Consider the following 23,060-nt stretch of genomic DNA (forward strand, 5'->3'; position numbering starts at 1 on the left):
CGCCCCCATCACGCCTGACCGCAAACTCGTTCGAACATCAGCGGAGCACTGACGGCTTCGATCATCAACCCGGCGCCCCGCACGACCTGCTCTGCCAGCGACCTCGACGCAACGAGAAACGACATCAGAAGGCCATTAACCCGGCGCCGCAAAAACGTCTCGTGCAAACCGCCCGAACCTTGCATGCCAGAGCCCCGCAACCTGCAACCCGGGCCCGAATGCAGGTAAGATGCGTCGCTTTGCAGCCACCCGGCCCGACCATGTCCGCGACGTCCCGTTTCCCGATCCTTCCTTATCTATGCGCCTGCCTGCTCGGCCTGCTCGCCCTGTGCGGCTTCTGGTACGGCCTGGGCAAACCGGCCGTCCTGCCGGACGCCGCCAGCGCGACCCACAAGCTGCAATGCGCGTCCTACACGCCGTTCGACAAGGATCAGTCGCCGTTCGACGTGCCGTTCAAGCTGCGCCCGGAGCGCATGGACGCCGACCTCGCCCTGCTCGCCACCCGCTTCCAGTGCATCCGCACCTATTCCATGACCGGCCTCGAAGCCCTGCCGGCACTGGCGCGCAAGCACGGCCTGAAGCTGATGATCGGCGCCTGGGTCAACAGCAACCCGGTGGACACCGAAAAGGAAGTCGACCTGCTGATCGCCTCGGCCAACGCCAACCCCGACGTGGTCAGCGCGGTGATCGTCGGCAACGAAGCGCTGCTGCGCAAGGAAGTCACCGGGGCCCAGCTCGCGCGGCTGATCAACAAGGTGAAAGGCCAGGTCAAGCAACCGGTGACCTACGCCGATGTCTGGGAGTTCTGGCTCAAGCACCCGGAAATCGCGCCGGCGGTGGATTTCCTCACCATCCATTTGCTGCCGTACTGGGAGGACGAGCCGTCGAACATCGACGCCGCCTTGCAGCACGTGGCAGACGTACGCCAGGTGTTCGGCAACCAGTTCGCGCCCAAGGACGTGCTCATCGGCGAGACCGGTTGGCCGAGCGAGGGTCGCCAGCGCGAGACCGCCGTGCCGAGCCGGGTCAACGAGGCCAAGTTCATCCGCGGCTTTGTCGCGATGGCCGAAAAGGAAGGCTGGCGCTACAACCTGATCGAAGCCTTCGACCAGCCGTGGAAGCGCGCGAGCGAAGGCGCGGTGGGCGGTTACTGGGGGCTGTTCGATGCCGATCGCCAGGACAAGGGCGTGCTGGAGGGGCCGGTGACCAACGTGCCGTACTGGAAGCACTGGCTGGCGGCGGGCGGGCTGATGTTCCTGGGTACGCTGTTCCTGGGCGGGCGCGTGCGCAGCACCCGGGCGGCGCTGGTGCTGCCGTTGCTGGGGGCGCTGGCGGCCTGCGCCATCGGCGCTTGGGGCGACCTGGCGCAGGTGACGGCACGGTTTGCCGGCGAATGGCTGTGGGCCGGCTTGCTGGCCGGGCTGAACCTGCTGGTCCTCGCCCACGCCGCGCTGAGCCTGAGTGCCCGTGATGGCTGGCGCGGGCGTTGGTTCGACGCATTGGAGCGCCGCGCCGGATGGCTGGTGGCGGCCGCCGGTTTCGCGGCGGCGGTGATGATGCTGGAGCTGGTGTTCGACCCGCGCTACCGCAGCTTCCCCAGCGCCGCGTTCGTGGTACCGGCGCTGGTGTACCTGTGCCGCCCGGTGCGTGTGCCGCGTCGCGAAATCGCCCTGCTCACCTTCATCGTCGGTGCCGGTATCGCGCCGCAGCTGTTCCGTGAAGGGCTGCAGAACCAGCAGGCCTGGGGCTGGGCGCTGGTCAGCGGGTTGATGGTCGTTGCCTTGTGGCGGTGCCTGCGGGTTCGCCAGGGCTGAGCTTCGCCGCCTTCAACGACCTCATCGCGAGCAGGCTCGCTCCTACACTGGATCGAGATTCCCACGACAATCCTTGCGGGAGCCAGCCTGCTGGCGATGGCGCCAGCAGGGCGCCGCCTGGCCGGGCACGTCAGGCGCTGCGGGGCTCCCGGACCAGCCGCAGCCCGGCGATCACCACCGCGAACACCGCCAGCGTCGTGTTGTACAGCGCCAGCGCCGGCAGCCCGAACGCCAGCGCCAGCACCGCCAGCCACCACCCTGCCCGTCCCGGCAGGACGAAGCCGGCCACCGCCGTCGCGACAGCCGCCCAGCCCAGCGCCTTGAAGTGAATCAGCAGGCCCAGGCTCGAGCGCACCTGGCACTCCCAACGGCTCGCCTCATCGGCACAGATGCCGACCCACTGCCCGTCCTCCATGAAGCCGTAACGCGCGGCGTAACTGGCGGCGAACCACAACGGCAGCAGAACGAGCAGCGACAGCACCGGCAGGCGGCGGGACATGGAACACTCCAATCAACAAAAAACCGGCGGCCAGCTTAATCCGCCGGCCATCTTATGCAAGGACTAACAACACTTAACTGGCCTTCCCGTCCGCCCCGCGTGTATCGTCCGGCTACCATTACCCCGAATTCCGTCCGCTGGGTCGCACAGCGTGGCACTTTGACGCAAATCCAGTGGTCATAGCCTGCGAACCTCTTTCGGCACCTTCCTTTTAAGGGATCCAGTCATGCTCCGTTCCTTGCGCTTCGCCGCCCTGTTAGGCGGCCTTATCCTGAGTGCGTCCGCGCCGGCGGCGGAAATCGACGCCGCCAGCTATGGCTACCCCTTGACCAACCCGTTCGAAGCGACCATCGCCACCACCCCGCCGGATCTGCGCCCGGACCTGCCGTCGGACGACGACATCCGCCAGTCCGACCGCAGCGTCACCCTGCGCCCCGAACGCGAATTCATCCTGCCGGACAACTTCTGGCCGGTGAAGAAACTCACCTACCGCATCGCCACCCAGGACAAGGCCGCCCCGCTGATCTTCCTGATCGCCGGCACCGGCGCGCGCTACGACAGCACCCTCAACGAGTACCTCAAGAAGCTCTACTACAAGGCCGGCTACCACGTGGTGCAGCTGTCGTCGCCGACCAGCTTCGACTTCATGAGCGCCGCCTCGCGCTTCGCCACGCCCGGCGTGACCAAGGAAGACGCCGAGGACATGTACCGGGTGATGCAGGCCGTGCGGGCGCAGAACCCGAAAGTGCCGGTCACCGACTACTTCCTGAGCGGCTACAGCCTCGGTGCGCTGGACGCGGCCTTCGTCGCCCACCTGGACGAGACCCGGCGCAGCTTCAATTTCAAGAAGGTCCTGCTGCTCAACCCGCCGGTCAACCTCTACACCTCGGTGACCAACCTCGACAAACTGGTGCAGACCGAGGTCAAGGGCATCAACAACAGCACCACCTTCTATGAGCTGGTGCTGGGCAAGCTGACCCGCTACTTCCAGCAGAAGGGCTACATCGACCTCAACGATGCCCTGCTCTACGACTTCCAGCAGTCCAAGCAGCACCTGAGCAACGAGCAGATGGCGATGCTGATCGGCACCTCGTTCCGCTTCTCGGCGGCGGACATCGCGTTCACCTCCGACCTGATCAACCGTCGCGGCCTGATCACCCCGCCGAAGTTCCCCATCACCGAGGGCACCAGCCTGACGCCGTTCCTTAAGCGTGCGCTGCAATGCGACTTCGACTGCTACATCACCGAACAGGTGATCCCGATGTGGCGCGCCCGCACCGACGGCGGCAGCGTGCTGCAGCTGATCGACCAGGTCAGCCTCTACGCGCTCAAGGACTACCTGCACGACAGCCCGAAAATCGCCGTGATGCACAACGCCGACGACGTGATCCTCGGCCCCGGCGACCTCGGGTTCCTGCGCAGGACCTTCGGCGACCGCCTGACCGTTTACCCGCTGGGCGGCCATTGCGGCAACCTTAACTACCGCGTCAACAGCGACGCCATGCTGGAGTTCTTCCGTGGCTAAATATCTTCTGCTGACCGCAGCGCTCCTCTGCGCAGGCATGGCCCAGGCCGACAACAGCAAGGCCAACGCACCGGTGGTGGTCGACAGCGACGGCTTCAAGGAGCCGCTGTCGAAACTCAAGTTCAACCCCGGCCTGGATCAGCGCGAGTTCGAGCGCTCGACGCTCAGCGCGCTGAACGTCTACGACCCGCTGGAGGAATGGAACCGCCGGGTCTACCACTTCAACTACCGTTTCGACCAATGGGTGTTCCTGCCGGTGGTCGACGGTTACCGCTACATCACGCCGGGTTTCGTGCGCACCGGCGTCAGCAACTTCTTCAACAACCTGGGCGATGTGCCGAACCTGATGAACAGCCTGCTGCAGTTCAAGGGCAAGCGCTCGATGGAGATCACCGCCCGCCTGCTGCTCAACACCACCATCGGCATCGCCGGCCTGTGGGATCCGGCCACCGCCATGGGCCTGCAGCGCCAGAGCGAAGACTTCGGCCAGACCCTGGGCTTCTACGGCGTACCGGGCGGCGCCTATTTCGTGCTGCCGATCCTCGGCCCGTCGAACCTGCGCGACACCGCCGGCCTGGCGGTGGACTTCAGCGCGGAGTCGGCGATCAACTTCCTCAACGTCTCCCAGGTCAGCGAAAACCACCCGGAAATCTGGGCGTTGCGCGCCGTCGACAAGCGCTACCAGACCCGCTTCCGCTACGGCCAGATGAACTCGCCGTTCGAGTACGAGAAGGTGCGCTACGTGTACACCGAATCGCGCAAGCTGCAGATCGCCGAGTAACCTCGGCGGCAACGAAAAAGGGCCATCCGACGCGCATCGGATGGCCCTTTTTCATGTCACTCAACCCTGTAGGAGCCAGCCTGCTGGCGATGAGGCCATGTCATTCACCCAGGCCCGGACTGACACACCGCCATCGCCGGCAGACCGGCCCCACAGAGGTCATGCGATCACCCCTTGATCGCCCGCCAGAGCTTGCCCACCACCGAGACCGCCGCCAGCACCACCGCGCCCGCGACGATCCCCGCTGCGCCGTTCAACAGCAGCGGCACCGCGAACCCGGCGCCGCCAGCCGCCGCGCCCACGCTTTCGATCCAGTGATGCACCGCCGGCACGCCGTGGGTCAGGATGCCGCCGCCGACCAGGAACATCGCCGCCGTACCGACCACCGACAAGCCCTTCATCATGTACGGCGCCGCGCGCAGGATGCCGTTGCCGACGGTCTTGGCCATCTGCGCAGGCTTCTGGGTCAGCCACAGGCCCAGGTCGTCGAGCTTGACGATGCCGGCCACCAGGCCGTAAACGCCCACGGTCATGACCACGGCGATGCCCGACATCACGATCACCTGCTGGGTCAGCGAGGCGTCGGCGACGGTGCCGAGGGTGATGGCGATGATTTCCGCCGAAAGGATGAAGTCGGTGCGGATCGCGCCCTTGATCTTGTCCTTCTCGTAGGCCACCAGGTCAGTCGCCGGGTTGGCCACGGCCTCCGTCAACTGCGCGTGCCCGGCTTCGTCCTCGGCCTCGCTGTGCAGGAACTTGTGCGCCAGTTTCTCGAAACCCTCGAAACACAGGTACGCGCCGCCGACCATCAGCAGCGGCGTCACCAGCCACGGCACGAACGCACTGATCGCCAGGGCCGACGGCACCAGGATCAGCTTGTTGACGAACGACCCCTTGGCCACCGCCCACACCACGGGGATTTCCCGCTCGGCCCGCACGCCGGAGACTTGCTGGGCATTGAGAGCCAGATCATCGCCGAGCACCCCGGCGGTCTTCTTGGCGGCCATCTTGCTCATCAGCGCCACATCGTCCAGCACGGTGGCGATGTCATCGATGAGCACCAGCAGACTGCTTCCTGCCATGAATCATGTTTCCTTTTGTGAATAATGCTGCGCAGCATACGCGACCGCAGGCCACACGGGGCATTGTTGAGCGCCGCGCGAGGCCGGTGCTACCATGCGCAACCGCCAGAACAGGCAAGGAACCACCGGGTTTATGAGCACAATCCGCGAGCGCAACAAAGAACTGATCCTGCGTGCCGCCAGTGAGGAATTCGCCGACAAGGGCTTCGCGGCGACCAAAACCAGCGACATCGCCGCCAAGGCGGGACTGCCCAAGCCCAACGTCTACTACTACTTCAAGTCCAAGGAAAACCTCTACCGCGAGGTGCTCGAAAGCATCATCGTGCCGATCCTCCAGGCCTCGACCCCGTTCAACCCGGACGGCGTGCCCAGCGAAGTGCTCAGCGGCTACATCCGCTCCAAGATCCGCATCTCCCGCGACCTGCCCTTCGCCTCCAAGGTGTTCGCCAGCGAAATCATGCACGGCGCCCCACACCTGAGCGCCGACCTGGTCGAACAGCTCAACGGCCAGGCCAAGCACAACATCGACTGCATCCAGACCTGGATCGACCGCGGCCAGATCGCCCCGGTCGACCCCAACCACCTGATGTTCAGCATCTGGGCCGCGACCCAGACCTACGCCGACTTCGACTGGCAGATCTCCGCCGTGACCGGCAAGGACAAACTGGACGAAGCCGACTATGAAGCGGCGGCGCAGACGATCATCCGGCTGGTGCTCAAGGGGTGCGAGCCGGACTGACAGGTCGCGGCGACCGATTTGCTGGCAAAGCAGCTCCCACAGTTTTCTGTGTTGAACGCAAGGTTTGTGAACGACACAAAACCTGTGGGAGCTGGCTTGCCAGCGATAGAGGCAACCCGGTCTCAGCTCAAACCCAAACGGCATCCCACAGCGGATAGTCGCCAAGCTTCTCCACCAACCTTGCCCGCAATGGGTTGGCGACGACATACCGCGCCACCTTCACCAAATCTTCCTCCCGCCTCAGCGCCCGGTCGTGAAAGCCCTGCTGCCAAAGTGATCCGTTTCTACCGCTGGAAAGATTCACCTCCCGGGTTGCCAATGACTTGGTTTCCCGCATCAGCCTTCTGAGCGAACAGTTTTCCAGCGCCACCAGCCAATGAAAGTGATCTGGCATGACGACCCAAGCCAGAGAGCTCGCAATCCCGATCGTTTGTGCCCGGCGAAACTGCTGAACCACCAATCTGCCCAAGGCGAAATCGGCAAAAACCGGCTCGCGGTCAAGTGTGTTGGCGGTCAGCAGGTAGATGCGGTTGGGCTCGGCATAGCGGCCCGTTCGCAGACGATGTGAAGCTGGAAGATCCGGCAATCCGTTGCCCCTTTATGATGGCTTCCTCGGAAGGCTAGATCTTGGCGACCCGACTTGCAGGCCCGTCTTTTGTCTGGATGTGTCAATGAGGCCGCCATCGCTGGCAAGCCAGCTCCCACAGTTTTCTGTGTTGGACGCAAGGTTTGTGAACGACACAAAACCTGTGGGAGTTGGCTTGCCGACGATGACTTTCGATCAGACGCCGCCGATCAAGCCACCACCCCCGCATCCGCCCGCAGGTCCAGCGCCTCGACCGCCTTGATCGCCACCTGCTCGTCCACATCCGACAGATCGCCGCTGATGCCGATCGCACCCAGCACGTTCCCCGCCTGATCGCGGATCAGCACGCCGCCCGGCGCGGGTACCACGCTGCCCTGGCCCATGCTGTTGAGCGCGGCGATGAACGCCGGGCGCTGCTGGGCGTCGAGCGCCAGCAGGCGCGACCCCTTGCCCAGGGCGATGGCGCCCCAGGCCTTGCCGATGGCGATGTCCGGGCGCAGCAGGCTTGCGCCGTCCTCACGCTGCAGGGTGACCAGATGGCCGCCGGCGTCGAGCACCGCGACCGTCAGCGGCGCGGCGGAGATCGCCCGCCCTGCGCCGATGGCTTCGTTGACCAGGTTGACTGCGGTTTTCAAGGTTAAAGCGCTCATGGTGCCGTCCTCATTTTGTTATTGGGAAAGCCGTTGGGCTGCGCGCTTGTGCCGCAGTCCGATGCCACAAATAGAACACAATGAATAATTTATTTGTATACAATAATTCTCGAAAATCGCCACATGCGACGAAAAGCCACAGCAGAATCGGCTTCCGACGAATGAAACGGGTGCTTGAGAAAATGGATTGACCTGTATCGCTCGCCGTGAATACACTCTGCGCAAAGCCACTTGTATACAATTACAAAACGTAAAGAGGCACAAAACCATGAGCAAAATGAGAGCAATCGAAGCCGCCGTTCTGGTGATGCGCCGCGAAGGGGTCGATACCGCCTTTGGCATTCCGGGCGCGGCGATCAACCCGCTGTATTCCGCCCTGCAAAAAGTCGGCGGCATCGATCACGTCCTCGCCCGCCACGTCGAGGGCGCCTCGCACATGGCCGAGGGCTACACCCGCACCAAGGCCGGCAACATCGGCGTGTGCATCGGCACCTCCGGCCCCGCCGGCACCGACATGGTCACCGGCCTCTACAGCGCCTCCGCCGACTCGATCCCGATCCTCTGCATCACCGGGCAAGCGCCACGCGCCCGCCTGCACAAGGAAGATTTCCAGGCCGTCGACATCACCAGCATCGTCAAGCCGGTGACCAAGTGGGCGACCACGGTCCTGGAGCCGGGCCAGGTGCCTTACGCGTTCCAGAAGGCCTTCTACGAAATGCGCTCCGGCCGTCCGGGCCCGGTGCTGATCGACCTGCCGTTCGACGTGCAGATGGCCGAAATCGAATTCGACATCGACGCCTACCAGCCGCTGCCGCTGCTCAAGCCGAGCGCCACCCGCGTGCAGGCCGAGAAGGCCCTGGCCCTGCTCGACCAGGCCGAGCGTCCGTTGCTGGTGGCCGGCGGCGGCATCATCAACGCCGACGCCAGCGAACTGCTGGTGGAATTCGCCGAGCTGACCGGCATTCCGGTGATCCCGACCCTGATGGGCTGGGGCACCATCCCGGACGACCACCCGCTGATGGTGGGCATGGTCGGCCTGCAGACCTCGCACCGCTACGGCAACGCCACGATGCTCAAGTCCGACGCCGTGCTGGGCATCGGCAACCGCTGGGCCAACCGCCACACCGGTTCGGTGGACGTCTATACCGAAGGCCGCAAGTTCATCCACGTCGACATCGAACCGACCCAGATCGGCCGCGTGTTCACCCCGGACCTGGGCATCGTCTCCGACGCCGCCAGCGCGCTGACCGTGTTCATCGAAGTCGCCCGCGAGTGGCAAGCCGCCGGCAAGCTGAAGAACCGCAGCGCCTGGCTGCAAGATTGCCAGCAGCGCAAGGCCAGCCTGCAGCGCAAGACCCACTTCGACAACGTGCCGGTCAAGCCGCAGCGCGTGTACGAAGAAATGAACCAGGTGTTCGGCAAAGACACCTGCTACGTCAGCACAATCGGCCTGTCGCAGATCGCCGGCGCGCAGTTCCTGCACGTCTACAAGCCGCGTCACTGGATCAACTGCGGCCAGGCCGGCCCGTTGGGCTGGACCATCCCGGCGGCGCTGGGCGTGGTGAAGGCCGATCCGAACCGCAAAGTCGTGGCCCTGTCGGGGGACTATGACTTCCAGTTCATGATCGAGGAGCTGGCGGTCGGCGCTCAGTTCAAACTGCCTTACATCCACGTCGTGGTGAACAACTCGTACCTGGGGCTGATCCGTCAGGCCCAGCGCGGGTTCGATATGGACTATTGCGTGCAGCTGTCCTTCGATAACCTGAACGCGCCGGAGCTCAACGGTTACGGCGTCGACCACGTCGCGGTCGCCGAAGGCCTCGGCTGCAAGGCCCTGCGCGTGTTCGAACCGGCCGGCATCGCCCCGGCCCTGCGCCAGGCCGAACAGTTGATCGAAGAGTTCAAGGTGCCGGTGATCGTCGAGATCATCCTGGAGCGTGTGACCAACATCTCCATGGGCACCGAGATCAACGCCGTCAACGAATTCGAAGACCTGGCGCTGGTCGGCAACGACGCACCGACGGCGATCTCGCTGCTCGATTAACGGCTGACCGCTTTCCCGGTAGGAGCGAGCCTGCTCGCGATGAGGCCGGCACATCCGACATGGATGTTGTCCGGGCCATCGCTGTCGCCAGCAGGCTGGCTCCCACAGGGGACCTGCACATACTTAAGGGAGACCACCATGCCGCGTTTCGCAGCCAACCTGTCCATGCTGTTCACCGAACAGGATTTCCTCGCCCGTTTCGACGCCGCCGCCAAGGCCGGCTTCAGCGGTGTCGAATACCTGTTCCCCTATGATTTCAGCTCGGCCGAGATCAAGGCCAAGCTCGACGCCAACGGTCTGACCCAAGTGCTGTTCAACCTGCCGGCCGGCGACTGGGCCAAGGGCGAGCGCGGCATCGCGTGCCTGCCGGACCGGGTCGAAGAGTTCCGCGCCGGGGTCGACCTGGCCATCGCCTACGCCCAGGTGCTGGGCAACACCCAGGTCAACTGCCTGGCCGGCATCCGTCCGCAGGGCGTGGACGACGCCACCGTGGAAAAGACCTTCGTCGCCAACCTCAAGTACGCGGCCGACAAGCTGCAGGCGGCGGGCATCAAGCTGGTGATGGAGGCGATCAACACCCGCGACATTCCCGGCTTCTACCTGAACAACACCGCGCAGGCCCTGTCGGTCCGCGAGCAGGTCGGCAGCGCGAACCTGTTCCTGCAGTACGACATCTACCACATGCAGATCATGGAAGGTGACCTGGCCCGCACCCTGCAATCGCACCTGGACGAGATCAACCATGTTCAGCTGGCGGACAACCCCGGCCGTCACGAGCCAGGCACCGGCGAGATCAACTACCGCTTCCTGTTCGAACACCTGGACCGCATCGGCTACCAGGGCTGGGTCGGTTGCGAGTACAAGCCGCTGACCACCACGGAAGCGGGCCTGGGCTGGCTCAAGACCCACAACGCTATTTGAGCGAACCCCACAAAACCCTGTGGGAGCGGGCTTGCCCGCGATGGCGGCAGCACACACGACAAACAGGTTGCCTGATCCACCGCCATCGCTGGCAAGCCAGCTCCCACACTGAATCGGCTGCGTCCCTAAGGCTGCCTTGCAGCATCAGAACAACAAGAGGATTTTCTCATGGCTAAAATCGGATTCATCGGCACCGGCATCATGGGCCACCCAATGGCGGCGAACCTGCAGAAAGCCGGTCACAGCCTGTTCCTGTCGGCGCACCACGACGCCGCCCCCGCCGACCTGGTGGCCGCCGGCGCCGTCGCCCTGGCCAACCCGAAGGAAGTGGCCCAGGAAGCCGAATTCATCATCGTCATGGTGCCGGACACCCCGCAGGTCGAAGACGTTCTCTTCCGCGCCGACGGCGTCGCGGCCGGCATCGGCAAAGGCAAGGTGGTCATCGACATGAGCTCGATCTCGCCGACCGCCACCAAGGCCTTCGCCGCCAAGGTCAACGAGAAAGGCGCGCAGTACCTCGACGCACCGGTGTCCGGCGGTGAGGTCGGCGCCAAGGCCGCGACCCTGAGCATCATGGTCGGCGGCGAGACCGATGCGTTCGAGCGCGCGCTGCCGCTGTTCCAGGCCATGGGCAAGAACATCACCTTGGTCGGCGGCAACGGCGACGGCCAGACCGCCAAGGTCGCCAACCAGATCATCGTGGCCCTGAACATCCAGGCCGTGGCCGAAGCCTTGCTGTTCGCCTCCAAGAACGGCGCCGACCCGGCCAAGGTGCGCGAAGCGCTGATGGGCGGCTTCGCCTCCTCCAAGATCCTCGAAGTCCACGGCGAGCGCATGATCAAGGGCACCTTCGACCCGGGCTTCCGCATCAGCCTGCACCAGAAGGACCTGAACCTGGCCCTGCAAGGCGCCAAGGAGCTGTCGATCAACCTGCCGAACACCGCCAACGCCCAGCAAGTGTTCAGCACCTGCGCGGCCATCGGCGGCAGCAACTGGGATCATTCGGCGCTGATCAAGGGCCTGGAGCACATGGCCAACTTCTCGATCCGCGACAAGCAGTGATCCCTGCCTGAACCGGTGGGAGCCAGCCTGCTGGCGATGGAGTCGGCGCGGTGTGTCTGACCGACCGCTGCGCCTGAATCGCCGGCAAGCCAGCTCCCACAGGGATGCGCGTCGCTCTGTCCAATAACAAGAATTCCGGGAGCCCGTCATGTCGGTCGATCCGCAACAACTGCTGCGCGAGCTGTTTGCCACAGCCATCGACGCGGCCCATCCGCAACACGTACTCGAAGCGCACCTGCCCGCCGACCGCACCGGCCGCGTGATCGTCATCGGCGCCGGCAAGGCTGCGGCCGCCATGGCCCAGGTGGTCGAGCGCTGCTGGCAGGGCGAGGTCTCGGGCCTGGTGGTGACCCGCTACGGCCACGGCGCCCCGTGCGAAAAAATCGAGGTGGTCGAAGCCGCGCACCCGGTGCCGGACGCCGCCGGCCTGGCCGTGGCCCAGCGCGTGCTGGCCCTGGTCAGCGACCTGACCGAAGCCGACCGGGTGATCTTCCTGCTGTCCGGCGGCGGCTCCGCGCTGCTCGCCCTGCCCGCCGAAGGCATTACCCTGGCCGACAAGCAGTCGATCAACAAGGCCTTGCTCAAGTCCGGCGCCACCATCGGCGAGATGAACTGCGTGCGCAAGCACCTCTCGGCGATCAAGGGCGGCCGCCTCGGCAAGGCTTGCTGGCCGGCCACCGTCTACACCTATGCGATTTCCGACGTGCCCGGCGACCTCGCCACCGTGATCGCCTCCGGCCCCACCGTGGCCGACCCGAGCACGTCCGCCGAAGCCCTGGCCATCCTCAAGCGCTACGGCATCGAAGTGCCGGCCTCGGTGCGCACCTGGCTGCAGAGCCCCGAGTCGGAAACGGTCAAACCCGGCGACCCGAGCCTGGCCCGCAGCCATTTCCGACTGATCGCCCGCCCGCAGCAGTCGCTGGAAGCGGCGGCGGTGAAATGCCGGCAGGCCGGCTTCAGCCCGCTGATCCTCGGCGACCTGGAAGGCGAGTCCCGCGAGGTGGCGAAGGTCCACGCCGGCATCGCCCGCCAGATCATCCAGCACGGCCAGCCGCTGGCGGCGCCTTGCGTGATCCTCTCCGGCGGCGAGACCACCGTCACCGTGCGCGGCAACGGCCGCGGCGGGCGCAACGCCGAGTTCCTGCTGAGCCTGACCGACAGCCTCAAGGGCCAGCCCGGCGTCTACGCGCTGGCCGGCGACACCGACGGCATCGACGGTTCGGAAGACAACGCCGGCGCCCTCATGACCCCGGACAGCTACGCCCGCGCCGCGGCCCTGGGCCTGAGCGCCAGCGACGAGCTGGACGACAACAACGGCTACGGCTACTTCGAGGCGCTCGATGCGCTGATCGTCACCGAACCGACCCGCACCAACGTCAACGACTTCCGCGCCATCCTGATCCTCGAGAGCCCTAAACATGACGCCTGACAAAAAAGTCAAAATCCTCGCCACCCTGGGCCCTGCCGTCGACGGCATCGACGACATCCGCGAATTGGTGGAGGCCGGCGTCAACATCTTCCGCCTCAACTTCAGCCACGGCGACCACGCCGACCACGCCAAGCGCTACCAGTGGATCCGCGAGGTCGAGCGCCAGCTCAACTACCCGCTGGGCATCCTGATGGATCTGCAAGGCCCGAAGCTGCGGGTCGGCAAGTTCGCCGAGGGCAAGGTGCAGCTGCACCGCGGCCAGGCGTTCCGGTTGGATCTGGACGCCACCCCGGGCGACCAGCGCCGGGTCAACCTGCCCCATCCGGAGATCATCGCCGCGCTGGAAGCGGGCATGGATCTGCTGCTCGATGACGGCAAGCTGCGCCTGCGCGTGGTGACCAAGTACTCCGACGCCATCGACACCACCGTGCTCAACGGCGGCGAGCTGTCGGACCGCAAAGGGGTGAACGTGCCGCAGGCAGTGCTCGACCTCAGCCCGCTGACGGCCAAGGACCGCCGCGACCTGAGCTTCGGCCTGGAACTGGGCGTGGACTGGGTGGCGCTGTCGTTCGTACAGCGCCCCGAAGACATCCGCGAAGCCCGGGCGCTGATCGGCGACAAGGCGTTCCTGATGGCGAAGATCGAAAAACCCTCGGCGGTGCAGCAACTGCGGGAAATCGCCGAGCTGAGCGACGCGATCATGGTGGCCCGCGGCGACCTGGGCGTGGAAGTGCCGGCCGAGAGCGTGCCGCAGATCCAGAAGAACATCATCGGCACCTGCCGCCAGCTCGGCAAACCGGTGGTGGTGGCCACGCAGATGCTCGAATCGATGCGTTTCTCGCCGGCGCCGACCCGCGCCGAAGTCACCGACGTGGCCAACGCCGTGGCCGAAGGCGCCGATGCGGTGATGCTGTCGGCGGAGACCGCCTCCGGCGAATACCCGCTCGAAGCCGTGCAGATGATGAGCAAGATCATCCGCCAGGTGGAGAACGGTCCGGACTACCAGACCCAGCTCGACGTCAGCCGGCCGAAGGCCGAGGCCACCGTGTCCGACGCGATCAGTTGCGCCATCCGCCGCATCAGCAACGTGCTGCCGGTGGCGGTGCTGGTCAACTACAGCGAATCCGGCGCCTCCAGCCTGCGTGCGGCACGGGAACGGCCGAAGGCGCCGATCCTCAACCTGACGCCGAACCTGCAGACCGCCCGGCGCCTGAGCGTCGCGTGGGGCATCCATTCGGTGGTCAACGACCGGCTGCGCCAGGTCGACGAGGTCTGCTCCACCGCCCTGGAGATCGCCCAGGCTCAAGGCATGGCCGAACGGGGCGATACGCTGCTGATCACCGCCGGTGTGCCGTTTGGCCAACCGGGATCGACTAACTCGTTGCGGATCGAGACGTTGATCTAGCGACTGCACCGGCCTCTTCGCGGGCAGGCCCGCTCCCACATCGGTTTTGTGTCGCCCACAGAACCGACAATGAACAGAGATTCAGTGTGGGAGCCAGCCTGCCGGCAACAAGGACGACCCGGTTTCACTGACTTTCAGAACTGCCATGCCTGCCAACCATTTCAACACCCACTGCCCCGACTGGGCCGAGGCCTTGCTCAACGGCTTCAGCCAGATCTTCCTCCAGCGCCATCCGCTCTGCGGGTTGCTGTGCCTCCTGGCGATCCTGCTGACCGCGCCGGTGCTGTTCGCCGGCGCCCTGCTCGGCGCCGTCGCCGGCCTGCTCACCGCCCAGCGCCGCAACTACGCCAAGGCGGATCGCCAGGCCGGCCTGTTCAGCTACAACGGCGTGCTCATCGGCCTGCTGCTGAGCCTGTACTTTCCCTGGTCGCCGATGTTGCCGCCGCTGATCCTGGCGGCCGGCGGACTGAGCGCGATGATCACCCAGCAGTGGCTCAAGCGCGTGAGCCTCAAGCAATGCCTGCCCGCCTACACCGCACCGTTCGTGATGCTGGGCTGGATCGCCTTGACCTTCGCCGAACCTGCGACGCCTGCGCCCGCCCCCGAAACGAACGCCGTCAACCTGACCGGCGCGGCGCTCAACGGCTTCGGCCAGGTGATGTTCCTCGACCATCCGCTGGCCGGCGCCTTGATCGCCGCCGGCCTGTTGCTCGCCGACCGCCGTGCGTTCGGTTGGGCCCTGCTGGCGTCGGCCATCGGCCTGGGCGCCAGCCTGCTGCAGCACGACAGCCAGACCGCCCTGCTCGGCCTGGGCGGCTACAACGCCGTGCTGGCCGCCCTCGCCTTCAGCGCCCAGCGCCGGCAACCGTGGCTGCCGCTGTCGGGCATCGGCCTGGCCTTGCTGACGCCGCCGCTGTTCGGCGCGCTGGGGCTGGCGCCGCTCACGGCGCCGTTCATCCTCGCCTGCTGGCTGCTGCGCACCGGCACCCGCCTGACCGGTGCGACCGAAGCGAACGCCGCGCCTTGCGCTCACGGGGAGAATCAACCTAGGCTGCGCTGATCTTTTCCCCGAGCGCATTGAATGAACAGCAACGCCACGTGGCGCGACCGCCTCTACGTGATCATTTTCCAGACCGACACGGTGGCCGGCCGCCGTTTCGACAAGACCCTGCTCCTGATCATCCTCGCCAGCCTGGTGGTGGTGATCCTGGACAGCATCGACGACGTCCACCAGAACTACGCCAGCTTGCTTGCGTACATCGAGTGGGGCTTCACGGTCATCTTCCTGGGCGAGTACCTGCTGCGCCTGTACTGCTCGCCCAGGCCCTTGCGCTACGCCTTCAGCTTCTACGGGCTGGTGGACCTGCTGGCGATCGTGCCCGGCATCCTCGCGCTGTATTACGCCGATGCACAGTACCTGCTGATCATCCGGGTGATCCGGATGCTGCGCATCTTCCGCGTGCTCAAGCTGGGCAATTACCTGAGTCAGGCGCATTACCTGCTCGACGCCCTGCGCGGCAGCAAGCAGAAGATTCTGGTGTTCCTGCTCACGGTCTGCACCCTGGTCACCGTGTTCGGCACCCTGATGTATGTGGTCGAAGGCCCCGAGCGCGGCTTCACCAGCATTCCCAAGAGCATCTATTGGGCTATCGTGACCCTGACCACCGTGGGTTACGGCGACATCGTGCCCAAGACCCCGTTGGGCCAGGTGATCTCGTCGATGGTGATGATCACCGGTTACTCGATCATCGCCGTGCCCACCGGGATCTTCACGGCGGAACTGGCCACCGCCATGCGCGGCGGGCAAAAGCGTCACGCCTGCCCGGTCTGCGCCAAGGACAACCATGAACAGGAAGCGTCGTTCTGTTCCCGCTGCGGCAATGCGTTGTACAAGAAAATGGAATAAGCAAAGAGCTTTTTAATCTTTAAGCGACTATGCGCAGGCCGCTATAGTCGCTGGCAAATGGCCCGCCCCCGGCCGGAACACACCCCAGAACAAGGAATGCGCAGTGAAAAAACTCTTTGGCGCCTCACTTCTCGCCGCCGCCCTCGCCTTCACTGGCGCCGCCCAGGCCGCACCGACCCTGCTGAACGTTTCCTACGACGTGATGCGCGATTTCTACAAGGACTACAACACCGCGTTCCAGAAGCACTGGCAGGCCGAGCACAACGAAAACATCACCGTGCAGATGTCGTTCGGCGGTTCGAGCAAACAGGCGCGCTCGGTCATCGACGGCCTGCCGGCCGACGTCATCACCATGAACATGGCCACCGACATCAACGCCCTGGCGGACAACGGCAAACTGGTGCCGAACGATTGGGTCGCGCGCCTGCCGAACAACAGCGCGCCGTTCACCTCCGCCACAGTGTTCATCGTGCGCAAAGGCAACCCGAAGGCCTTGAAAGACTGGCCGGACCTGCTCAAGGACGGCGTGCAGGTGATCGTGCCCAACCCGAAGACCTCGGGCAACGGTCGCTACACCTACCTCTCGGCCTGGGGTTATGTGCTCAAGAACGGCGGCGACGAGAACAAGGCCAAGGACTTCGTCGGCAAGCTGTTCAAGCAGGCCCCCGTGCTGGACACCGGCGGCCGCGCCGCCACCACCACGTTCATGACCAACCAGATCGGCGACGTGCTGGTGACCTTCGAGAACGAGGCGGAAATGATCGCCCGCGAGTTCGGCCGCGACCAGTTCGAGGTCATCTACCCGAGCGTCTCCGCCGAAGCCGAGCCGCCGGTGTCGGTGGTCGACAAGGTGGTCGAGAAGAAAGGCTCCCGCGCCGCCGCCGAGGCTTACCTCAAGTACCTGTGGTCGCCGGAAGGCCAAGAGATCGCCGCCGCCAACTACCTGCGTCCGCGTGATCCGGCGGTGCTGGCCAAGTACACCGACCGCTTCCCGAAAGTCGACTTCCTGTCGGTGGAGAAGACCTTCGGCGACTGGCGCACCGTGCAGAAGACCCACTTCAACGACGGCGGGATCTTCGATCAGATCTACACCAACAAATAAGCCCCCGACGGCAATGAAAAAGGCGACCAAACGGTCGCCTTTTTCATTGGAGATCACATCGGCGGGGTCACGCCGTCCTTGCCCGCCGAGATCGACTGCGCCGTCAGCGTGCCGTCGGCGCTCTGGGTCACGAAGGTGACGATCTTCACCCCGACCTTGAGCAGGCTGCGGTCGCCCGGCAGCAGGTTGACGATGGGCACGTCCTCCGGCACCAGAATCTTCTGCTGGCCGCCCTTGTAGTTGACGGTCAGCACCCGGCCGTTGCTCACCACCAGGTCGCCGACGCTGCCGTTGGTCATGCTGCTGCCCTTGGCCAGGTCGAACGGCCGGTGGCCGTCGCCGCTGCCGGCCAACTCCGGCGGAAACACATGCACCTCCAGCGCCTTGAGCGTGCCGTCTTCCTGGGGAATGGCCGCCGAGCCGATGTAGCTGCCGGGCTTGATGTCCTCGATGTTGGCCAGGGTCACGGCGCGGATCCGGGTGTCCTTGGTCAACTGGATCACCACGTTCTCGCCGCTGTTGACGTGCACCCTCAGCGTGTCGGGGCTGACGGCGGCGATCTCGCCGCGCACACCCATGCGCATGCCCGGCGCCTCGCCGGCCTGCGCGCCGCCGGCACCGAACAGGCCGATCAAGGCCAGGGCTGCGCCGCAGCGAATCCACTGTCGAAACATCGCGATCCTCCCTTCATGAACTCGAAAACCCACCGACAACATAAGCATGCTATCGAACAAGATGTAAGTGAATGTATCATCAGCCCTCAACGGTCGGACGCAAGGTTCGCCGATGGACGACATCCCCAGGGACGCCACCTATTCCGCAACGGAATAACTGATATCGATCCAGGCCCGCTACCGCCGGCCCGCCGCGTCCCTTAGCCTCACCGCATTCCCATTTGCCGGACCTGAGAACCCCATGACCGCCACAACTCACGCAATGACCCGAGGCATGGTGCTGCTGTTCGCTTTCTGCTGCGGCGCCATCGTTGCCAACATCTACTACGCCCAGCCGATCATCGGCCTGATCGCACCGGACATCGGCCTGACCGACACCCTGGCCAGCTTCATCGTCTCGCTGACCCAGATCGGTTACGCGCTGGGCCTGTTCTTCCTGGTGCCGCTGGGCGACCTGTTGGAGAACCGCCGCTTGATGATCGCCACCACCGTGGTGGCCATCGCCAGTCTGCTCGGCGCGGCGTTCACCGAGCAGCCCAACGTGTTTTTGCTGGTTTCGCTGCTGGTGGGCTTCAGCTCGGTGTCGGTGCAGATCCTCATCCCGCTGGCCGCGCACCTGACGCCGGAGGAATCCCGTGGCCGGGTCGTCGGCGGAATCATGGGCGGCCTGCTGCTGGGCATCCTGCTGGCGCGTCCCGTGTCGAGCGTGGTGGCCGACCACTTCGGCTGGCGCGCGATGTTCATGATCGCCGCGGCGCTGATGGCGGCGATCAGCGTCGTCCTCGCCCTCACCGTGCCCAAGCGCCAGCCGGATCACAGCGCCTCCTACGGCCAGTTGATCGGCTCGCTGTGGACGCTGCTGCGCCAGCAACCGGTGCTGCGCCAGCGTGCGTTCTACCAAGGCTGCATGTTCGCCGCCTTCAGCCTGTTCTGGACCGCCGTGCCGCTGGAGCTTGCGCGCAATCATGGCCTGTCCCAGAGCCAGATCGCGATCTTCGCCCTGGTCGGGGCCATCGGCGCCGTCGCCGCCCCCATCAGCGGCCGCCTGGCCGACGCCGGCCACACCCGCATCGCCTCGCTGCTGGCCATGCTGTTCGCCGCCTTGAGCTTCCTGCCGGCCTTCATCCACCCGGCCTACAGCGTGATCGGCCTGGCGGTCACCGGCGTGGTGCTCGACTTCTGCGTGCAGATGAACATGGTGCTCGGCCAGCGCGCGGTGTACACCCTGGACGCCAAAAGCCGCGGCCGCCTCAACGCGCTGTACATGACCAGCATCTTCATCGGCGGCGCCTTCGGCTCGTCGGTGGCCAGCACGGTGTACGAGCATGGCGGCTGGCTGTGGATCGTGATCGTGGGCAGCGCGTTTCCGCTGCTGGCGCTGGTGCGGTTCCTGAGTGTGGCGAAGAGGCCGGCGTTGGCGACGGCGTAAGCGCCAGGCGCTTCGCGAGGAAGCCGTATCGCGGCTCCCACCCAGAATTTGCGCAACGAACGAATCCTGGGCGAGAGCCAGCCTGCTGACGATGGCTAGAGTCAGGGCACAGCCGGGCAGTCAATAGCGAACCAGCTTCTCCATGGCCGCATCCGCCAGAAACGAAGAACGGCTCTTGATGTTGTGCTCGCGCACATACCGGTCGATTCGCTGGATCACATAACCGGGCAGCGTCACGTTGACCTTTTCGGTCTTGCCCATGTAAGGCGAAACATCCAGTTCCAGCATGCCCCAGCCCATTCCCGCGAACTCCGGGTTGCTGCGGTGGGCGGCCGCCGAGGTCGGCATGGGAACAGACTCTCCGCCCGTCGCCATTTCCTGCAGCATGAGATGCGCAACCTCAACAGCCGCCTTGTAGGCATCCTCGAACGTGTCCCCGGCCGTGACCGCACCCGGGATATCCGGGATCTGAATGCCGATGGCCGTGTTTTCGTCGCCCCATTCGATGCAGATCGGGTATTGCATTACGGATCTCCTGTTTGACCGGCTGACGGGTTCAACAGCCCCGCACGCCGCCTGATGCTCTTGACCGTCCCAAGCGGCAAATCCTTCTTCGGATGCGGGACGGGAATCGAGTACGGACTGTAGCGATGAGTAAAAATGTGATGACTGCCGGTGACACGATCCAGTACCCACCCTGCGTCCTCCAGCTCCTTGATCAATAGCCTGCTCTGCACCTACCGCCTCCTTGGCTCGGCCCATAAAAAATAACTCCAGAGTTATGTTTACTCAAGCACAGGATTGGCCGCCACGACGCTCGGTTGTTTTGCAACATGTGATCAAGCGGCCACGCCGGATTACACTCGGCACCTTCTGCCGACCTATCAATACCGATCCTGCAGGGAAAATCGGATGGACCGTCTCGCCGCCATGGAAACCTTCGTCTGCGTCGTGGAAACCGGGTCGTTTTCCGCGGCGGCCAGGCGCCTGGACATCGGCCAGCCCGCCGTGTCGAAAACCATCGCCCAGCTTGAGGCGCGGCTTGCCGTGCGCCTGCTGCTGCGCTCGACCCGGGGCCTGACGCCCACCGAGGCCGGATTGGCGTATTTCGAGCGGGCCAAGCGCACCCTGGAAGAGGCCGACGAAGCCGACAACGCCGCCCGGGGCAGCGCCAGCGGCCTGAGCGGCAACCTGCGGGTCAGCGCCGCCGTGACGTTCGGCCGGATGAACGTGGTGCCGCGCCTGGGGATGTTTCTCGACCAGCACCCGCAGTTGAGCGTCGACCTGATGCTGGACGACCGCAACATCAACCTCATGGAAGAAGGCATCGACGTCGCCCTGCGCATGGGCAACCTCGTCGACTCCGGCCTGACGGCACGCAGGATCGCCTCCTGCCGCCGGGTCGTGCTGGGAACCCCGACCTACTTTGCCCGACACGGCATCCCCACTTGCCCCGCCGATCTGTCGCAGCACCAGGCCACCGTGTACAACCGCAGCGGCGGCGCGACCTGGACGTTTTCAAAGGGCAGCGAAGAGCAGACTGCCACCCTGAGCGGACGCCTGCGGGTCAGCGCCGCCGAAGGCTTGCGCGCGGCCGTCCTCGCCGATCAGGGCTTGAGCGTCGCCTCCTGGTGGATGTTCGAGCCGGAACTGGCCAGCGGCGCGGTGGTGGAGGTCCTGCAGGACTGGACGCTGCCGCCCCAGGATCTCTGGGCGGTCTTCCCGACAGGCCGAATGGCCAGCGCCAAGGCGCGGGCATTCGTTGACCATGTGCAGAAAACGCTGACGGCGGAGGGCTGAAACCTTCACGTTTCGTTTATTGCGATTTTCGATTAATTCGAATAACGTTCCGGCATCCATCTCCCAGAATGCTGGAACAGTACTATGTCCATGATCGTTCATCCCTCCATCAATCTCCCCGCCGAACGCGAAGTCCGGGCTGCCATGGAGGGCCAGCGTGCCCTGTCGGCTTACCTGGCCACCCGGCACGAAACCCAGCACATCCAGATCTTCGATGAGCACAACGAAGCGCACCGGGTCGAACTGCCCACCTCGGCATTGCGCTTGCTGGCCGACATTCTCGCGGCACTGGCCGAAGGCAACGCCGTGAAGGTCGTGCCCGTGCACGCCGAACTGACCACGCAGGAAGCCGCCGATCTGCTCAACGTCTCACGCCCGCACCTCATAAAGCTGCTGGAAAGCGGTGAGTTGTCCTACCACAAAACCGGCAAGCACCGACGTGTGCGCTTTGCCGATCTGATGGACTATAAGGCCCGGCGCGAAACCGCCAGCGAGCAGGCAATGGCGCTTCTCGCGGAGCAGGCACAGGCGTTAAGGACAGGATACGAGTGAGGCACTCCTCTTTCACCGCTGTATACGATGCATGTGTTTTGTACCCGGCCCCCTTGAGGGACTTCCTGATGTGGCTCGCCCTCTCCGGGCTTTTTCGGGCGAAATGGACCAAGGAGATTCACCGCGAATGGAAACGCAACCTGCTGAAGAACCGCACCGACCTGAGCATGGAACAACTGGATCGCACATCGGAACTGATGGATCGTGCGGTTCCCGATGCCTGTGTCGACGGCTACGAGGATCTCGTCACCGGACTGTCGCTGCCCGACCGGGATGACCGTCATGTGCTGGCGGCCGCCATACGCTGCGGCGCCGGCGTGATCGTGACGTTCAACCTCAAGGACTTTCCTGAAACGCACCTCGCCGGCTTCGGCATCGAGGCGCAACACCCGGATGAATTCGTCGAGAACCTGTTCCATCTGGATTCGTCAGCCGTCGTCAGAGCCGCCCAACGTCAGCGCCAGCAACTGAAGACACCGCCGATGGAGGTCGAACCGTTTCTGAGTCTGCTGCAACGGCAAGGCCTGGCCCGATCGGTAGGGGCACTCAACGGGTTTCGGGCGTTGCTCTGAAAGCGCGCGCACAACCGCCAGACAGCAAAACGGCGATCCAAGGATCGCCGTTTTTCGTTCATTGCCCGTACTGTTTGCCCAACCCCGCCGGCACGCCGTGGATGTTGGTCTCTTCCCACGGGCCGTTGGGGCTGATCGAGCGGCTCCAGCCGTTGTTCCAGCGGTAGTAGGTACGCTGGCGGTAGAAGGTGTCGGGCTGGTCGTCGAGGACATACACGCCCAGCTTCTGATCCCAGTGGCTGTTGCCGCCCGGCGGCGGGGCGAAGCTGGCGGAGGTGCGCGGCACCGGTTTCGAAGGCTTCGCGGGAAGGCCCGGCTTGGCCGGTGTCGTCGGCGTCGACGGTTTCGGGCCCGGTTGCGACGGCGGGATCGGCGGCAGCCGGGTCGGTTCAGGTTGCTGCACCGCACAGGCGCTGAGCCCTATGGCCAACGTGATGATGGTGATTCGGGCGAGGGCGTTCATGGCGGTGCGTTCCTGAGGTTATCCG

General features: G+C 64.9%; 24 protein-coding genes. 16 read left to right on the forward strand and 8 right to left on the reverse strand.

The features are described 5' to 3' along the window. Window positions 1-218 precede the first annotated feature (218 nt). Window positions 219-1,814 (forward strand): glycosyl hydrolase family 17 protein, encoded by a 1,596-nt coding sequence (locus CAG41_RS17530; protein ID WP_085577751.1) that lies wholly within the window; start codon window positions 219-221, stop codon window positions 1,812-1,814. Window positions 1,815-1,944: 130 nt separating this feature from the next. Here CAG41_RS17530 and CAG41_RS17535 read toward each other — a convergent pair whose 3' ends face one another. Then, window positions 1,945-2,313: a hypothetical protein gene (locus CAG41_RS17535; RefSeq protein WP_085577752.1), complete on the reverse strand. Its 369-nt coding sequence runs from the start codon at window positions 2,311-2,313 to the stop codon at window positions 1,945-1,947. Window positions 2,314-2,539: 226 nt separating this feature from the next. Between CAG41_RS17535 and CAG41_RS17540 the strand changes: the two genes are divergently transcribed. Continuing rightward, window positions 2,540-3,838: a serine/threonine protein kinase gene (locus CAG41_RS17540; protein ID WP_085577753.1), complete on the forward strand. Its 1,299-nt coding sequence runs from the start codon at window positions 2,540-2,542 to the stop codon at window positions 3,836-3,838. Continuing rightward, window positions 3,831-4,619 (forward strand): VacJ family lipoprotein, encoded by a 789-nt coding sequence (locus CAG41_RS17545; protein WP_085577754.1) that lies wholly within the window; start codon window positions 3,831-3,833, stop codon window positions 4,617-4,619. Before CAG41_RS17540 ends, CAG41_RS17545 begins: the two co-directional genes overlap by 8 nt. Window positions 4,620-4,786: 167 nt before the next feature. Here CAG41_RS17545 and CAG41_RS17550 read toward each other — a convergent pair whose 3' ends face one another. Beyond that, the gene (locus tag CAG41_RS17550; protein ID WP_085707261.1) at window positions 4,787-5,701 is read right to left on the reverse strand and encodes a DUF808 domain-containing protein; all 915 of its coding nucleotides are present in this window, start codon (window positions 5,699-5,701) and stop codon (window positions 4,787-4,789) included. A gap of 133 nt (window positions 5,702-5,834) precedes the next feature. Between CAG41_RS17550 and CAG41_RS17555 the strand changes: the two genes are divergently transcribed. Next, entirely contained in the window at window positions 5,835-6,440 is a 606-nt protein-coding gene (locus tag CAG41_RS17555; protein WP_085577756.1) for a TetR/AcrR family transcriptional regulator, read from the forward strand. 127 nt (window positions 6,441-6,567) lie between these two features. Here CAG41_RS17555 and CAG41_RS17560 read toward each other — a convergent pair whose 3' ends face one another. Then, the gene (locus CAG41_RS17560) at window positions 6,568-7,026 is read right to left on the reverse strand and encodes a transposase (protein WP_085577757.1); all 459 of its coding nucleotides are present in this window, start codon (window positions 7,024-7,026) and stop codon (window positions 6,568-6,570) included. Between the two features lie 209 nt (window positions 7,027-7,235). Beyond that, window positions 7,236-7,676 (reverse strand): heme-binding protein, encoded by a 441-nt coding sequence (locus CAG41_RS17565; RefSeq protein WP_085577758.1) that lies wholly within the window; start codon window positions 7,674-7,676, stop codon window positions 7,236-7,238. A gap of 268 nt (window positions 7,677-7,944) precedes the next feature. Between CAG41_RS17565 and gcl the strand changes: the two genes are divergently transcribed. The 8 genes from gcl (at window position 7,945) to CAG41_RS17605 (ending at window position 17,545) form a co-directional block, all read left to right on the forward strand. Next, entirely contained in the window at window positions 7,945-9,720 is a 1,776-nt protein-coding gene (gene gcl / locus CAG41_RS17570; protein ID WP_085577759.1) for a glyoxylate carboligase, read from the forward strand. A gap of 138 nt (window positions 9,721-9,858) precedes the next feature. After that, window positions 9,859-10,641 carry a hydroxypyruvate isomerase gene (gene hyi, locus CAG41_RS17575; RefSeq protein WP_085631172.1) on the forward strand — a complete coding sequence of 261 codons (783 nt, stop codon included), beginning with the start codon at window positions 9,859-9,861 and terminating at the stop codon, window positions 10,639-10,641. 168 nt (window positions 10,642-10,809) lie between these two features. Next, window positions 10,810-11,703, forward strand: a complete 894-nt coding sequence (locus tag CAG41_RS17580) for a 2-hydroxy-3-oxopropionate reductase (protein ID WP_085640250.1) — start codon at window positions 10,810-10,812, stop codon at window positions 11,701-11,703. A gap of 148 nt (window positions 11,704-11,851) precedes the next feature. Then, window positions 11,852-13,132: a glycerate kinase gene (locus CAG41_RS17585; protein WP_085577762.1), complete on the forward strand. Its 1,281-nt coding sequence runs from the start codon at window positions 11,852-11,854 to the stop codon at window positions 13,130-13,132. Continuing rightward, window positions 13,122-14,537 (forward strand): pyruvate kinase, encoded by a 1,416-nt coding sequence (pyk, locus tag CAG41_RS17590; RefSeq protein WP_085577763.1) that lies wholly within the window; start codon window positions 13,122-13,124, stop codon window positions 14,535-14,537. The genes CAG41_RS17585 and pyk overlap by 11 nt, the downstream gene beginning before the upstream one ends. A 145-nt stretch (window positions 14,538-14,682) precedes the next feature. Further along, window positions 14,683-15,597 carry an urea transporter gene (locus tag CAG41_RS17595; protein WP_085707262.1) on the forward strand — a complete coding sequence of 305 codons (915 nt, stop codon included), beginning with the start codon at window positions 14,683-14,685 and terminating at the stop codon, window positions 15,595-15,597. 21 nt (window positions 15,598-15,618) lie between these two features. After that, window positions 15,619-16,443 (forward strand): ion transporter, encoded by an 825-nt coding sequence (locus CAG41_RS17600; protein ID WP_085631168.1) that lies wholly within the window; start codon window positions 15,619-15,621, stop codon window positions 16,441-16,443. Window positions 16,444-16,546: 103 nt separating this feature from the next. After that, window positions 16,547-17,545 carry a sulfate ABC transporter substrate-binding protein gene (locus tag CAG41_RS17605; RefSeq protein WP_085577766.1) on the forward strand — a complete coding sequence of 333 codons (999 nt, stop codon included), beginning with the start codon at window positions 16,547-16,549 and terminating at the stop codon, window positions 17,543-17,545. 53 nt (window positions 17,546-17,598) lie between these two features. Here the strand turns inward: CAG41_RS17605 and CAG41_RS17610 are convergent, their stop codons facing one another. Next, complete coding sequence (locus CAG41_RS17610) at window positions 17,599-18,219, reverse strand: DUF5666 domain-containing protein (protein WP_085577767.1); 621 nt, start codon at window positions 18,217-18,219, stop codon at window positions 17,599-17,601. Window positions 18,220-18,460: 241 nt separating this feature from the next. Here CAG41_RS17610 and CAG41_RS17615 point away from each other — a divergent pair, with 241 nt between their 5' ends. Beyond that, a complete protein-coding gene (locus CAG41_RS17615) occupies window positions 18,461-19,648 on the forward strand; it encodes an MFS transporter (protein WP_085577768.1) in 1,188 nt (395 codons plus the stop codon). Window positions 19,649-19,768: 120 nt separating this feature from the next. Here the strand turns inward: CAG41_RS17615 and CAG41_RS17620 are convergent, their stop codons facing one another. Beyond that, a complete protein-coding gene (locus tag CAG41_RS17620; protein WP_085577769.1) occupies window positions 19,769-20,173 on the reverse strand; it encodes a type II toxin-antitoxin system HicB family antitoxin in 405 nt (134 codons plus the stop codon). Beyond that, a complete protein-coding gene (locus CAG41_RS17625) occupies window positions 20,173-20,385 on the reverse strand; it encodes a type II toxin-antitoxin system HicA family toxin (RefSeq protein ID WP_085577770.1) in 213 nt (70 codons plus the stop codon). Before CAG41_RS17625 ends, CAG41_RS17620 begins: the two co-directional genes overlap by 1 nt. A 175-nt stretch (window positions 20,386-20,560) precedes the next feature. Here CAG41_RS17625 and CAG41_RS17630 point away from each other — a divergent pair, with 175 nt between their 5' ends. The 3 genes from CAG41_RS17630 (at window position 20,561) to CAG41_RS17640 (ending at window position 22,572) form a co-directional block, all read left to right on the forward strand. Beyond that, entirely contained in the window at window positions 20,561-21,448 is an 888-nt protein-coding gene (locus tag CAG41_RS17630) for a LysR family transcriptional regulator (RefSeq protein ID WP_085577771.1), read from the forward strand. A gap of 84 nt (window positions 21,449-21,532) precedes the next feature. Continuing rightward, window positions 21,533-22,000, forward strand: coding sequence for a helix-turn-helix domain-containing protein (locus tag CAG41_RS17635; RefSeq protein ID WP_085707263.1), 468 nt, complete (start codon window positions 21,533-21,535; stop codon window positions 21,998-22,000). Continuing rightward, window positions 21,997-22,572, forward strand: a complete 576-nt coding sequence (locus CAG41_RS17640; RefSeq protein WP_085577773.1) for a PIN domain-containing protein — start codon at window positions 21,997-21,999, stop codon at window positions 22,570-22,572. The genes CAG41_RS17635 and CAG41_RS17640 overlap by 4 nt, the downstream gene beginning before the upstream one ends. A 58-nt stretch (window positions 22,573-22,630) precedes the next feature. Here the strand turns inward: CAG41_RS17640 and CAG41_RS17645 are convergent, their stop codons facing one another. Beyond that, window positions 22,631-23,035, reverse strand: coding sequence for a hypothetical protein (locus CAG41_RS17645; protein ID WP_085707264.1), 405 nt, complete (start codon window positions 23,033-23,035; stop codon window positions 22,631-22,633). Window positions 23,036-23,060 lie beyond the last annotated feature (25 nt).

Source organism: Pseudomonas sp. B35(2017), from assembly GCF_002113645.1.
GTDB classification, from domain to species: domain Bacteria; phylum Pseudomonadota; class Gammaproteobacteria; order Pseudomonadales; family Pseudomonadaceae; genus Aquipseudomonas; species Aquipseudomonas ekonensis.